The sequence below is a fragment of the Providencia sp. PROV182 genome, assembly GCF_028480325.1.
GTDB classification, from domain to species: domain Bacteria; phylum Pseudomonadota; class Gammaproteobacteria; order Enterobacterales; family Enterobacteriaceae; genus Providencia; species Providencia hangzhouensis.
In genome coordinates this window covers 19183-32104 of sequence record NZ_JAMPOL010000033.1, presented here as the reverse complement: position 1 = coordinate 32104, position 12922 = coordinate 19183, and the positions used below count along the sequence as shown (strand labels likewise).

Genomic DNA, 12922 nt, shown 5'->3' with positions numbered 1-12922 from the left:
ATTTTGTAAAGTTAACACAAACTTCTTGCTCAAATGTACGGATATCCCTATAAATTTCACTCCACAATGAATAAAAAATAATTTAGCCGATTTTTCTTAAAATCTAGGGTAAAATAACAAGGCTGTTAATGTGTTTGATTCGTTATCAGCCATTATTTTATCTACAAACTACAAACAGTGTTTAACGTGATATTCTGTTTATTTGAATAAAAGGTGAACCTTTTGCAAGGAACTGAACTCCAACAATTTATTATCGATCAGCTTGATGATGCTAAAGCAGAAGATATCATTACTATCGATGTTCAAGGGAAATCAAGTATTACCGATCAGATGATCATCTGTACAGGGACATCAAGCCGCCATTTGATGTCAGTCGCTGACAGATTAATCGAAGCTTGCCGAAAAAATGGTTTAATACCATTGGGTGTTGAAGGGCAAGGCATTTCTGATTGGATTGTCGTCGACCTTGGCGATGCCATTGTTCATATTATGCAAGAAGAAAGTCGTCGTATGTATGAATTAGAAAAGCTTTGGAGCTGAGTTTGAAATTACAGCTCATCGCCGTTGGAACAAAAATGCCGGACTGGGTCCAGACCGGCTTTATGGATTACCTCCACCGTTTTCCTAAAGATATGCCATTTGAATTAACGGAAATTCCAGCAGGAAAACGCGGGAAAAATGCAGATATAAAGCGCATTCTAGAAAAAGAAGGCGAATTAATGCTCGCAGCTGTAGGTAAAGGAAATCGCATCGTCACTTTGGATATTCCAGGGGATCGTTGGGATACCCCAAAACTTGCCGTACAGCTCGATAAATGGAAACAAGATGGCCGTAATGTTAGTTTATTAATCGGTGGTCCCGAGGGTCTTTCACCCGCTTGCAAAGCAGCCGCGGAGCAAAGCTGGTCGCTTTCACCACTTACGCTGCCCCATCCACTGGTTCGTGTCCTTGTTGCTGAAAGTCTTTATCGCGCATGGAGTATTACGACTAACCACCCTTATCACAGGGAATAGTCAGGTTTAAATATGTTCAAAATGGCAATGGGATGAAAACACAACGCACCCCTTTTCGCGACCATACCGCTGAATCAGTTTTGTTTATCCGCCGAGCGCTTATCGCCTTCGGTGTGATTGTCATTTTAACGTCTATTCTTGTGACGAATTTGTATCACTTACAAATTGTCCGTCATGAAGATTACCAAACGCGGTCAAACGATAACAGAATCAAATTGGTGCCTATTGCACCAAGCCGTGGGATTATTTATGACCGTCGAGGAACCCAACTCGCACTTAATAGCACGTTTTACCAGTTAGAAATCGTGCCCGAAAAAGTCAGTAATCTACAAGAAACCTTAGATAATCTTCGTAGTGTGGTCGATTTAACTGACGAAGACATCACTAATTTTGAAAAAGAGCGTAAGCGCTCACGTCGGTTTACCTCTATTGCACTAAAAACACAGCTTAACGAAGTCCAAGTCGCTCGTTTTGCTGTTAACCAGTACCGTTTTCCTGGTTTAGAGGTCAAAAGCTACCAACGTCGTTCTTACCCATACGGTTCTGCACTAACCCATGTGATTGGCTATGTGGCAAAAATTAATGACAAAGATGTTGAACGTCTTGATAAAGAAGGTTTATTACCCAATTATGCCGCTAGCCACGATATCGGTAAATTAGGTATTGAACGTTATTATGAAGACATCTTACACGGCAAAACAGGTTATGAAGAAGTTGAAGTGAATAGCCGTGGTCGTGTTATTCGCCAACTTCATGAACAACCACCGCAAGCTGGTCGGGATATCTACCTTACCATTGATCTCGAATTACAGATTTATATCGAAAAACTGTTAACCACTAGCCGTGCTGCCGTTGTGGTCACTGACCCACGTAATGGCGAAATTTTGGCTCTGGTGTCTAATCCAAGTTATGACTCTAACTTGTTTGTTAACGGTATCTCAAATAAAGATTATCAAGCGTTATTAAATAACCCTGATAGGCCGTTGATTAACCGGACAACTCAAGGGCTTTACCCCCCTGCATCAACAGTAAAACCCTTTATTTCTGTCGCCGCATTGAGTGAAAAAGTAATCACGCCAAATACGACTATTTTTGATCCTGGTTGGTGGCAATTACCGGGTTCAGAAAAACGCTACCGCGACTGGAAGCGTTGGGGACACGGTAAACTTAACGTATCGAAATCCATTATTGAATCTGCGGATACCTTCTTCTACCAAGTCGCTTATGATATGGGAATTGATCGTATTTCTGAATGGATGAGCCGTTTTGGTTTTGGCGATTATACGGGTATTGACCTGGCTGAAGAGCGCTCTGGCATCATGCCAACCCGTGAATGGAAACAAAAACGCTATAAAAAACCTTGGTATCAAGGTGATACGATCCCTGTTGGGATAGGACAAGGCTATTGGACAGCAACTCCAATTCAAATGTCAAAAGCATTGATGACATTAATAAATGATGGTCAAGTTAAGACCCCTCATTTACTCTACGGCACAAAGTTGGGTAATGCCATGGTGCCTTATGAAGACAAAGAAACCAAACAAATCGGCGATATTAACTCAGGTTTTTGGGAACTAGCTAAGCATGGAATGTACGGTGTAGCCAATGCACCAAATGGTACTGGCCGCCGCAGTTTCATTGGCACACCATATAAAGCAGCTGCGAAATCCGGTACCGCACAAGTCTTCAGCTATGAAACCTATAACGCCAGTAAGCTGGCAGAGCACTTGCGCGACCACAAGTTAATGATTGCTTATGCTCCGTATGATAAACCCACTATTGCCGTTGCGATTATTTTAGAAAATGGGGGCGTAGGCCCAGCAGTCGGTGATATTGTGCGGCAAATATTTGACCACGTTCTTCTTGGTGATAACCGAACCGAAGTCGCAGTGTCAGCAACCAATGCAGGAGAAGATCGCTGATGCGCAATTCTATGAATAACAAAGAGCTATAAAGAATATGACAGACGATAAGAAAAAAATTTCGTTATCCACACGTCTGCATATAGATGTGCCTATGCTGCTAATTATTATCGCGTTGCTTGCATACAGCGCATTTATTATGTGGAGTGCCAGCGGCCAAGATCCTGAAATGATGGAGCGTAAATTAGGGCAGATAGCGACAGGCTTCGTCGTCATGATAGTGATGGCGCAGATCCCCCCTAGAATGTATGAAAATTGGGCACCTCACCTGTTTATCTTCTGCGTTATTTTACTGGTTTTTGTTGATGTCTTTGGGCAGATAAGTAAAGGGGCTCAGCGTTGGCTAGACTTAGGGTTCATTCGGTTCCAACCCTCTGAAATTGCAAAAATTGCCGTCCCTTTAATGGTCGCTCGTTTTATGAACCGAGACCTATGCCCTCCTTCATTCAAAAATACCGTAATTGCACTAGTATTGATTTTTGTACCCACATTATTGGTGGCGGCGCAACCAGACCTTGGTACTTCAATTTTAGTTGCAGCTTCAGGCTTGTTCGTTTTGTTCCTTGCAGGAATGAGTTGGCGGCTTATTACTGTTGCAGCGATTGCGCTCGCGGCCTTCATTCCCCTGCTGTGGTTCTTTTTAATGCATGGCTACCAAAGAGCCCGTGTCATGATGTTATTAGACCCAGAAACTGACCCATTAGGGGCTGGTTACCATATTATCCAGTCAAAAATTGCAATTGGTTCTGGTGGGTTAATGGGGAAAGGTTGGCTACATGGCACGCAATCACAGCTTGAATTTTTGCCAGAAAGACATACCGACTTTATTTTTGCTGTGTTAGCAGAGGAACTTGGCTTAGTTGGGGTGCTCATTTTACTTGGCCTATACCTTTTACTGATTATTCGCGGGCTTTATATTGCTGCTAGCGCACAAAACACCTTTGGTCGAGTTATGGTTGGCGGCTTGATCTTAATCCTTTTTGTCTATGTATTTGTGAATATCGGTATGGTCAGTGGTATATTACCTGTGGTTGGTGTCCCCCTCCCTTTAGTGAGTTATGGGGGCTCCGCATTGATTGTTTTAATGGCTGGATTCGGTATTATCATGTCGATACATACACACCGAAAATTCCTTTCTAAAAGTTTATAAAATGAGGCTTAGTATGCGTTTACAATGGATAATGCTTGGCGTCACAGCCGCGCTACTCAGTGGCTGTGTGACAGATGAAGTTAAACAACCAGCCCAAGTGCCAACCAATGTACCCACTCAAGATGTATTAGGTGCAGAGCCTCATTATGAGCCGTATCATCCAACCGCAAATAATGATTACTCACGTAATGGTCAACAATACCAAATCGTACGTGACCCATCACAATTTAGCCAAGTGGGTTATGCATCCATTTATGGTGCTGAGTCTGCAGGTAATATGACTGCGATTGGGGAACGCGTTAACCCAGTGGAATTAACAGCGGCTCACCCGACTTTGCCAATCCCAAGTTATGTACGTATCACCAATATGATGAATGGCCGCATGATGGTTGTTCGTGTTAATGACCGCGGGCCTTATGTTCCAGGTAAAAGTATTGCTGTTTCAAGAGCTACCGCTGACCGCCTGAATTTAATGCCTACGACAAAAATTAAAATTGATGCCATTCAAGTTGCCCAAGATGGCTCCTTATCAGGGACAGGAACAGTAGGTTCTAACTTTGTGAAACAGAGCTATGCTTTACCGGGACGCCCACAATTAGGTTCTGGCCCAATGGGCACCCCTGTGATGGAAAACTTGCCAACTCCGGAAAATACATTGCCAGTTCAGCAGCCCAAAGAACCGATGCAGCCTACTATGCCAGACATGAACCTGCAAACACCAACACCGCCACCTGCAGCCGTTGTAGCTGAAGAACCGGTTCCAGAGCGTGGTTTTCTTGTTCAAGCTGGTGCCATTAGTAGCCAAGCCAACGCGCAAAATATGCTGAATGAGTTGAAAACACAATTTAATGTTCCAGGCCGTCTACAACCCTATAATGGTATTTACCGAGTACAGCTAGGGCCATTTAGTACAAGGCAACAAGCTGTTGAGGTTCAAGGCCGTTTACAGTCTGAAAAAAACCAATCGTCAATGGTCGTTGCACCATAGAGCTATGTAACTTTAGGTTGCTCAATCATATTTTGGGCAACCTAAATACAGGCAATATTCAACTGACAAAAAAATCATTGGTACAGCGCAAAAGTCACTTTTTTCTTATCCCGTTCTTTTGCTAAACTGCGCCTCCTTGTGTTAACCGAATTTCGGATGTAATGGTAAAACCATGAATAATGTCGCTCCATCACGCATCGTGCGTCATACTGTGCTGGGTTCCGCACTCCTTCTTATGACTGCTAACATTGCGAACGCTAATGAAACCTTCCCAAATACATCAATTCCTGCAGCGCCCGCTATTGATGCAGAAGCTTATATCTTAATTGATTATAATTCAGGCAAAGTTCTCGCTGAAAGTAATGCTGACCAACGCCGTGATCCGGCGAGTTTGACAAAAATGATGACCAGCTATGTTATCGGTCAGGCAATTAAGTCAGGCAAAATTGGTGAAAATGATATTGTCACGGTTGGAAATGATGCGTGGGCTACTGGTAACCCAGTATTTAAAGGCTCATCATTGATGTTCTTAAAACCAGGCGATCGTGTTAGCGTTTCTCAGTTAACTCGTGGCATTAACTTGCAATCAGGTAATGATGCCTGTGTTGCAATGGCCGACTATATTGCGGGTGACCAAGCCAACTTTGTTCAGCTAATGAATGGTTACGTGAACAAATTAGGGCTGAAAAATACCCATTTTCAAACTGTTCATGGGTTAGATGCTGAGGGCCAATATAGTTCAGCACGTGATATGGCTCTTATTGGGCAAGCGCTAGTACGTGATGTGCCTGAAGAATACGCAATTTATAAAGAGAAAGAGTTTACCTTTAACAACATCCGTCAAACAAACCGCAATGGGCTGTTGTGGGATAAGAGCTTAACTGTTGATGGCATCAAAACAGGCCATACTAATGCCGCGGGCTATAACCTTGTCGCATCAGCAACTGAAGGTGACATGCGCCTGATCTCCGTTGTTATGGGGGGGAAAAGTAGCAAAGGCCGTGATGCCGAAAGTAAAAAATTACTCACTTACGGTTTCCGCTTTTATGAAACCGTTAAACCATTACAAGCCAATGTGGATTTTGCCAGTGTGCCAGTCTGGTTTGGTGATGAAAATGAAGTAAAATTAGGTGTGACCGAAGATTTATACCTCACTATCCCACGAGGCCGCTTAAAAGATTTAAAAGCCAGCTATGAATTAACGACAACTGAACTAGAAGCACCATTAACCAAAGGCCAACAAGTAGGGACAATTAGCTTCCAACTTGATGGTAAAATCATCGAACAGCACCCTTTAGCAGTGTTAAAAGATGTTGAAGAAGGTGGTTTTTTCAGTCGGTTAATTGACTACATAAAATTACTCTTTCATCGCTGGTTTGGTTAAGACTTGAAACTAAAATAAGTCGTCCCCATATAGTAAATATCGAAATAGATAAGTACCGAAATGTTTGTTGGATGAATACATCTCATTGGCTGGTTTAATACCAGCCAATCTTTTTCAGCCAGCAGCCCAATTTAAAAATTAGGAGTGCCCATGAAAACGAAATTAGGTGAACTGCTTGAGTTCCCATGCCCATTAACCTACAAAGTGATGGGCTTGGCACAGCCTGAACTGGTTGATCAAGTGATTGAAGTGGTACAGCGTCATGCGCCAGGTGACTATAGCCCAGACGTAAAACCAAGTAGCAAAGGCAATTATCACTCAGTTTCTATTACTATCAATGCAACTCATATTGAACAAGTTGAAACCTTGTATACTGAGTTAGGTGCATTAGAGTTAGTGAAAGTTGTACTTTAAACAACAAGTTATCAAAGGCCGAATAGTCTACTGTTATTCGGCCTTTTTCATTTTTATGCCCTACGTTAAAATGCAATATATTCACTCCTAAATAACATTTGTTTCCAATCTAAATCACATTTTATGCAAGCATCCAGTCGTATGTTAACTTGAAGTATGGCAAACATAGGCGTTATACTGCCCGCAACGATAAAGACAACGTGGACACCTAAATTTTGTCAGATAGATGTATAACCATACGCCAACTTGGCCTTGCTCCTTATCAAACTGTTTCTGATGCTATGCACCAATTCACAGAACACCGTACGCCAGAAACCCATGATGAAATTTGGCTAGTTGAACATCCTCGCGTATTTACCCAAGGCCAAGCCGGAAAAGCGGAGCACGTTCTTGCCCCTGGTGATATCCCTGTTATCCAAAGTGATAGAGGCGGCCAAGTTACCTATCATGGGCCAGGGCAACAAGTGATGTATGTTATGCTCGATCTAAAACGCAATAAAATTGGTGTTCGTGAGCTAGTTACCGCATTAGAAAATACCGTCGTAAATACCCTTGCCCATTTTAATATTGCAGCGTATCCTCGCCCTGATGCTCCCGGTGTCTATGTTAATGGCGACAAAATTTGCTCCCTCGGATTACGCATAAGGAAAGGCTGTTCTTTTCATGGGCTCGCATTGAATATTGATATGGATCTTGAACCCTTTAATCGTATTAATCCTTGTGGTTACAGTGAATTAAAGATGACTCAAATGAGTAATCTTGCTCCCAAAGTATCAGTTTCCGATGTTCAGCCTGTGCTAATTCGCCAATTCTGTGACACACTAGGATTTCATATTGTTCAATAATAATGCTATAATTTTTTAACATTTTTAAAAAATATTTTAATGAATGGATAACAGTCTCCATTCGGTTTTATTTAGAATTATCACTTATCCATCAGCATAAAAGATAACTGGAACCGTCATATTATGAGTAAACCAATTCAGATAGAACGCGGAATTAAATATCGTGACGCCGACAAAATGGCGCTGATCCCTGTCAAAAACGTTGTGACTGAACGAGAAGAAATTCTACGTAAACCTGACTGGATGAAAATTAGGCTTCCTGCTGATTCCACTCGTATTCAAGGCATTAAAGCAGCCATGCGCAAAAATGGCTTACACTCTGTATGTGAAGAGGCATCATGCCCTAACCTTTCTGAGTGTTTTAACCATGGTACCGCGACCTTTATGATTTTGGGGGCTATTTGTACCCGCCGCTGCCCATTCTGTGATGTTGCCCATGGTCGCCCAAATGCACCAGATGCCAACGAACCCGAAAAATTAGCGCAAACTATTAAAGATATGGCACTACGCTATGTCGTCATTACGTCTGTTGACCGTGATGACCTACGTGATGGCGGAGCACAGCATTTTGCTGATTGCATTAGTGCTATTCGTGAAAAAAGCCCATCAATTAAAATTGAAACGCTGGTTCCTGACTTCCGCGGCCGTATGGATCGCGCATTAGAGATTTTAACCGCAACACCACCTGATGTGTTTAACCATAATCTTGAAAATGTGCCACGTGTTTACCGCCAAGTTCGCCCTGGCGCTAACTATGAATGGTCTTTAAAATTACTCGAAAAATTTAAAGAAGCACATCCAAATATCCCAACTAAATCGGGGTTAATGGTCGGTCTTGGTGAAACCAATGAAGAAATTATCGAGGTTATGCGCGACTTACGTCGTCATGGTGTAACGATGCTTACACTAGGCCAATACTTACAACCAAGTCGCCATCACTTACCCGTCAAACGCTATGTCAGCCCTGCTGAGTTCGATGAAATGAAAGAAGAAGCCATGGCAATGGGCTTCACTCACGCAGCCTGTGGACCATTCGTTCGCTCTTCTTATCATGCCGATTTACAAGCTAAAGGCGAAGAAGTTAAATAATCTCAACTGTTTAATTTATAGACAATTTATTGATAAAAAGGTCTGGTTTATATCAGGCCTTTTTTATTTTTATAAATAAAAAAACTCGCCCTAGATAGCTAGGGCGAGTTTTCAGCTGTTCGTTTTAATCTTAATTATAAAAATTACAGAGGAATAACGTTAGCAGCAGATGGGCCTTTAGCACCTTCAGTAATTTCAAATTCCACTTTTTGGCCTTCAGCTAAGGTTTTGAAACCATCGCCCATAATCGCAGAAAAGTGAACAAATACATCTTTGCTACCATCTTCTGGAGTGATAAAACCAAAACCTTTAGATTCGTTGAACCACTTAACGTTACCTTTAACTTTAGACATCAAATATTACCTTTAAAATAAAATAGACACACCATCTGTATCAAGCTCAGTACATCAGATTTCTCAGTTACTTGTCTACAACCTAGATCACGAAAATGGACTAAAAAGATAAAAAAATATTATTTATCGATAGAATAGGTTCTGATTTCGACAATAATTCTTATCAATAGTAATTATTACAACTAATAGTATTACCTATAACTAATTATTCAGTGTTTACTTCTCATGCAAAAGTAACCAATCTTTAATATCTAAGCCTCCTGTATACCCCACTAATTTTCCATCATGCCCAAGTACGCGATGACAAGGAACAATTAATGAGATTGGATTACGTGAGTTTGCCATACCGACCGCACGACAATAATTTACGGAGCCTAACTTTAACGCCAAATCTTTATAGCTCCATCGCTCCCCGTAAGGGATCCCACAAAGATGTTTCCACACTTTTTTCTGAAATTCTGTTCCTTGTGGATTTAATGCAACCGTAAAAACGGTTCTTTTATGATTAAAGTATTCCTTTAATTCTTTCACACAAAGCTTGGAGTGCTCATTCTTCGTTTCTTTTTCTGTTTTTTCATCCACAAAATAGAGGCTCGTTATTCCGTCATCATCAGCCGTAATATGTATCCACGGTTTAGGAAATTTATCCGGTGTTGCTAAATATTGATGGTACATAGTATCTCCTCAAAAGGACTCAATTACCTGATTGTATATACAGTTATAGAGTAAATTATTTCCACTTTGCAATGATCTTTTTTCTTAGAGAGTCTATCTGAATCATCCAATACCATACTTTTTTATTTTCAATGTTAATAACCACCTAGCTAATAATTAGAATAATTATCATTCAATATTTTCTATTCACTACATATTGTGTGGTTGATAAGTTAAAAATCTATATATAGTATTTGTATGTCACGCACCTTATTTTTACTGCTATTAAACATTCAAAAGGTAAATAACATGGCTGAGATTACCATTTATAGTAAACCTAACTGCGTTCAGTGTAATGCAACTTATCAAGCCTTAGATCGCAAATCTATTTCCTACCAAATCATTGACCTTACTGAAGACAGCCAAGCTCTTGAATTAGTCAGAAAATTAGGCTACCAGCAAGTTCCCGTTGTTATTGCGGGAGACAAACATTGGGCAGGTTTTCGACCAGACATGATTAGCTTATTAGCCGCTTAGGTGGTGTTATGAAAACGGAATCACTCATCTATTTTTCAAGTCGCTCAGGAAATTGCCATCGCTTTATTGAAAAGCTAGGTGTCCCAGCAACGCGGTTGCCTATTGGAAGCCACGAAAATAGTCTAATTGCGACAAAACCTTATGTTTTATTACTGCCGACCTACGGTGGTGGTGGTAGCAAAGGTGCTGTCCCAAAAGAGGTGATCCAATTTCTTAATATTGAAGTCAACCGCACACTTATCCGCGGTGTTATTGCTGCGGGTAATACCAATTTTGGTGATGCCTATGCGATAGCTGGAAATATCATTGCGCAAAAATGCCATGTCCCCTACCTATATCGTTTTGAACTTCTTGGTACTGATAAAGATGTTCAGTCCGTTCAACAAGGCCTAAAAACGTTTTGGCAACGTACAAACAACTAGAGTTATTCCAAATGGATAAAATGCAAAATATATCAGATGTGGATTATCATGCGCTCAATGCGATGTTGAATTTATATGATAATGAAGGCCGTATTCAATTTGATAAAGACAAAGAAGCGGCTCACCACTATTTTCGACAGCATGTGAACCAAAACACCGTATTTTTCCATGATTTAAAAGAAAAATTAGACTTTTTAGTACAAGAAAATTATTACGAAAACAGTGTATTAGAACAATATGACTTTGAATTTATCAAAGCACTATTTAAACAGGCATACGCTCATAAATTCCGTTTTCAAACGTTTCTCGGTGCCTTTAAATATTACACGAGCTATACGCTGAAAACTTTTGATGGCAAACGCTATCTCGAACGCTATGAAGATCGCGTTTGTATGGTTGCTTTAACGCTTGCGCAAGGGAGTGAATCTCTTGCTAAATTGTATGTCGATGAAATTATTACAGGTCGTTTCCAACCTGCAACTCCCACCTTCCTTAACTGCGGTAAAAAACAACGCGGTGAGCTAATCTCTTGTTTTCTTTTAAGAATCGAAGACAACATGGAATCTATTGGCCGCTCTGTGAATTCGGCTTTGCAGCTATCCAAACGAGGTGGCGGAGTCGCCTTTCTAATGACCAATTTGCGGGAACAAGGCGCCCCAATAAAACTGATTGAAAACCAGTCTTCTGGTGTTGTTCCTGTCATGAAAATGTTAGAAGATGCATTTTCTTATGCCAACCAATTAGGTGCAAGGCAAGGCGCCGGTGCCGTCTATTTGCATGCTCATCACCCTGATATTATGCGTTTTCTTGATACTAAGCGTGAAAATGCAGATGAAAAAATACGGATTAAAACACTTTCTTTAGGGGTCGTTATCCCCGATATTACTTTCCAGCTAGCGAAAGATAACCAGGACATGTATTTGTTCTCTCCTTATGATATTGAGCGCATCTATGGGGTTCCTATGTCTGAAATTAGCGTTACAGACAAATACCATGAGATGGTCAATAACAAAGCGATAAAAAAATACAAAATTAATGCTCGGGAATTTTTCCAAACTTTAGCTGAGATCCAGTTTGAATCTGGATATCCGTATATTTTATTTGAAGATACTGCCAACCGAGCTAACCCTATCGCAGGGCGCATAAATATGAGCAATCTTTGCTCAGAAATACTGCAAGTTAATCGCCCTAGCGTTTATGAAGACGATTTGAGCTATCAACAAATTGGTAAAGATATTAGCTGTAATTTAGGCTCCATGAATATTGCTAAAACAATGGATTCACCGGATTTCGCCCAATCAATAGCTGCAGCTGTTAGAGCATTGAGCGCAGTTTCCGATATGAGCGATATTCGCTCTGTCCCTTCCATTGCTGAAGGTAACCGACAATCGCATGCGATTGGGTTAGGTCAAATGAATTTACATGGCTACTTGGCAAGGGAGCATATTTATTACGGCTCAGAAGAAGCGCTCGATTTCACCAATATCTATTTTTATGCGGTCACCTATTACGCATTAAAAACTTCAAACCAATTAGCCATCGAAAGAAAAACTGCATTTGTTGGTTTTGAACATTCAACCTATGCCTCTGGTGATTATTTTGATAAATATATCAACAATATTTGGCTACCAAAAACACAAACCGTTCAGGAATTATTCCGACGTTCGGGTATCGAAATTCCAACTCGTGAAGATTGGCAAGCTTTAAAGCAGTCTGTCATTACCTATGGGATTTATAACCAAAACTTGCAAGCAATACCTCCTACTGGGTCCATTTCTTATATCAATAATTCAACATCAAGCATTCACCCGATTGTTTCACGAATTGAAATTCGTAAAGAAGGTAAAATTGGTCGTGTCTACTACCCTGCTCCTTTCATGACGAATGAAAACTTAGAATATTACCAAGATGCTTACCAAATCGGCCCTGAAAAAATTATTGATACTTATGCCATGGCAACTCAGCACGTTGACCAAGGTTTATCTTTGACTCTATTTTTTAAAGATGATGCCACCACACGAGATATTAACCGAGCGCAAATATATGCCTGGCGAAAAGGAATCAAGACATTGTATTACATCCGATTACGCCAAACTGCCCTCGAAGGAACTGAAGTCGAAGGCTGCGTATCTTGCACTTTGTAATAGGAAA

At 40.9% G+C, this 12922-nt stretch carries 14 protein-coding genes; 12 read left to right on the top strand and 2 right to left on the bottom strand.

The features are described from left to right. Positions 1 to 213: 213 nt before the first annotated feature. The 9 genes from rsfS to lipA all read left to right on the top strand — a co-directional run bounded on the left by rsfS (position 214) and on the right by lipA (position 8805). Complete coding sequence (rsfS, locus tag PR834_RS19935; RefSeq protein ID WP_272536877.1) at positions 214 to 540, top strand: ribosome silencing factor; 327 nt, start codon at positions 214 to 216, stop codon at positions 538 to 540. 2 nt (positions 541 to 542) lie between these two features. Then, the gene (rlmH, locus tag PR834_RS19930; RefSeq protein ID WP_036957956.1) at positions 543 to 1013 is read left to right on the top strand and encodes a 23S rRNA (pseudouridine(1915)-N(3))-methyltransferase RlmH; all 471 of its coding nucleotides are present in this window, start codon (positions 543 to 545) and stop codon (positions 1011 to 1013) included. Between the two features lie 32 nt (positions 1014 to 1045). Continuing rightward, positions 1046 to 2935 carry a peptidoglycan DD-transpeptidase MrdA gene (gene mrdA, locus PR834_RS19925; RefSeq protein ID WP_004257068.1) on the top strand — a complete coding sequence of 630 codons (1890 nt, stop codon included), beginning with the start codon at positions 1046 to 1048 and terminating at the stop codon, positions 2933 to 2935. A 37-nt stretch (positions 2936 to 2972) separates the two neighbouring features. Next, positions 2973 to 4085 (top strand): peptidoglycan glycosyltransferase MrdB, encoded by a 1113-nt coding sequence (gene mrdB / locus PR834_RS19920; protein ID WP_004257071.1) that lies wholly within the window; start codon positions 2973 to 2975, stop codon positions 4083 to 4085. Between the two features lie 13 nt (positions 4086 to 4098). Beyond that, the gene (gene rlpA, locus PR834_RS19915; protein WP_036957957.1) at positions 4099 to 5073 is read left to right on the top strand and encodes an endolytic peptidoglycan transglycosylase RlpA; all 975 of its coding nucleotides are present in this window, start codon (positions 4099 to 4101) and stop codon (positions 5071 to 5073) included. Positions 5074 to 5245: 172 nt separating this feature from the next. Then, the gene (gene dacA, locus PR834_RS19910) at positions 5246 to 6457 is read left to right on the top strand and encodes a D-alanyl-D-alanine carboxypeptidase DacA (protein WP_004257076.1); all 1212 of its coding nucleotides are present in this window, start codon (positions 5246 to 5248) and stop codon (positions 6455 to 6457) included. Between the two features lie 150 nt (positions 6458 to 6607). After that, positions 6608 to 6871, top strand: coding sequence for a DUF493 family protein YbeD (gene ybeD / locus PR834_RS19905; RefSeq protein ID WP_004257083.1), 264 nt, complete (start codon positions 6608 to 6610; stop codon positions 6869 to 6871). Between the two features lie 230 nt (positions 6872 to 7101). Further along, positions 7102 to 7716, top strand: a complete 615-nt coding sequence (gene lipB / locus PR834_RS19900; protein ID WP_071585879.1) for a lipoyl(octanoyl) transferase LipB — start codon at positions 7102 to 7104, stop codon at positions 7714 to 7716. 123 nt (positions 7717 to 7839) lie between these two features. Beyond that, the gene (gene lipA, locus PR834_RS19895; protein WP_004257088.1) at positions 7840 to 8805 is read left to right on the top strand and encodes a lipoyl synthase; all 966 of its coding nucleotides are present in this window, start codon (positions 7840 to 7842) and stop codon (positions 8803 to 8805) included. 143 nt (positions 8806 to 8948) lie between these two features. Here lipA and cspE read toward each other — a convergent pair whose 3' ends face one another. Both cspE and PR834_RS19885 read right to left on the bottom strand, forming a co-directional pair. Then, positions 8949 to 9158 (bottom strand): transcription antiterminator/RNA stability regulator CspE, encoded by a 210-nt coding sequence (gene cspE, locus PR834_RS19890; protein WP_004257099.1) that lies wholly within the window; start codon positions 9156 to 9158, stop codon positions 8949 to 8951. A 216-nt stretch (positions 9159 to 9374) separates the two neighbouring features. After that, the gene (locus tag PR834_RS19885; protein ID WP_004257101.1) at positions 9375 to 9833 is read right to left on the bottom strand and encodes a methylated-DNA--[protein]-cysteine S-methyltransferase; all 459 of its coding nucleotides are present in this window, start codon (positions 9831 to 9833) and stop codon (positions 9375 to 9377) included. Positions 9834 to 10121: 288 nt separating this feature from the next. On the opposite strand from PR834_RS19885, the gene nrdH reads away from it, so the two are divergent. Genes nrdH through nrdE form a run of 3 tightly spaced genes read left to right on the top strand, consistent with a single transcriptional unit; the run spans position 10122 to position 12915 of the window. Further along, on the top strand, positions 10122 to 10349 hold the full coding sequence (nrdH, locus tag PR834_RS19880; RefSeq protein WP_036957963.1) for a glutaredoxin-like protein NrdH: 228 nt from the start codon (positions 10122 to 10124) through the stop codon (positions 10347 to 10349). A gap of 8 nt (positions 10350 to 10357) precedes the next feature. Then, the gene (gene nrdI / locus PR834_RS19875; protein ID WP_004257105.1) at positions 10358 to 10771 is read left to right on the top strand and encodes a class Ib ribonucleoside-diphosphate reductase assembly flavoprotein NrdI; all 414 of its coding nucleotides are present in this window, start codon (positions 10358 to 10360) and stop codon (positions 10769 to 10771) included. 11 nt (positions 10772 to 10782) lie between these two features. After that, positions 10783 to 12915 carry a class 1b ribonucleoside-diphosphate reductase subunit alpha gene (gene nrdE, locus PR834_RS19870; protein WP_004257107.1) on the top strand — a complete coding sequence of 711 codons (2133 nt, stop codon included), beginning with the start codon at positions 10783 to 10785 and terminating at the stop codon, positions 12913 to 12915. The last annotated feature ends 7 nt before the right edge of the window (positions 12916 to 12922 follow it).

What these genes read in the sequence shown, in the direction of transcription:
- ybeD (WP_004257083.1), top strand. Translation starts at nt 6,608, where the DNA reads ATGAAAACGAAATTAGGTGAACTGCTTGAGTTCCCATGCCCATTAACC.
- PR834_RS19885 (WP_004257101.1), bottom strand. Translation starts at nt 9,833, where the DNA reads ATGTACCATCAATATTTAGCAACACCGGATAAATTTCCTAAACCGTGG.
- nrdH (WP_036957963.1), top strand. Translation starts at nt 10,122, where the DNA reads ATGGCTGAGATTACCATTTATAGTAAACCTAACTGCGTTCAGTGTAAT.
- mrdA (WP_004257068.1), top strand. Translation starts at nt 1,046, where the DNA reads ATGAAAACACAACGCACCCCTTTTCGCGACCATACCGCTGAATCAGTT.
- nrdE (WP_004257107.1), top strand. Translation starts at nt 10,783, where the DNA reads ATGGATAAAATGCAAAATATATCAGATGTGGATTATCATGCGCTCAAT.
- dacA (WP_004257076.1), top strand. Translation starts at nt 5,246, where the DNA reads ATGAATAATGTCGCTCCATCACGCATCGTGCGTCATACTGTGCTGGGT.
- lipA (WP_004257088.1), top strand. Translation starts at nt 7,840, where the DNA reads ATGAGTAAACCAATTCAGATAGAACGCGGAATTAAATATCGTGACGCC.
- nrdI (WP_004257105.1), top strand. Translation starts at nt 10,358, where the DNA reads ATGAAAACGGAATCACTCATCTATTTTTCAAGTCGCTCAGGAAATTGC.
- rlpA (WP_036957957.1), top strand. Translation starts at nt 4,099, where the DNA reads ATGCGTTTACAATGGATAATGCTTGGCGTCACAGCCGCGCTACTCAGT.
- cspE (WP_004257099.1), bottom strand. Translation starts at nt 9,158, where the DNA reads ATGTCTAAAGTTAAAGGTAACGTTAAGTGGTTCAACGAATCTAAAGGT.
- mrdB (WP_004257071.1), top strand. Translation starts at nt 2,973, where the DNA reads ATGACAGACGATAAGAAAAAAATTTCGTTATCCACACGTCTGCATATA.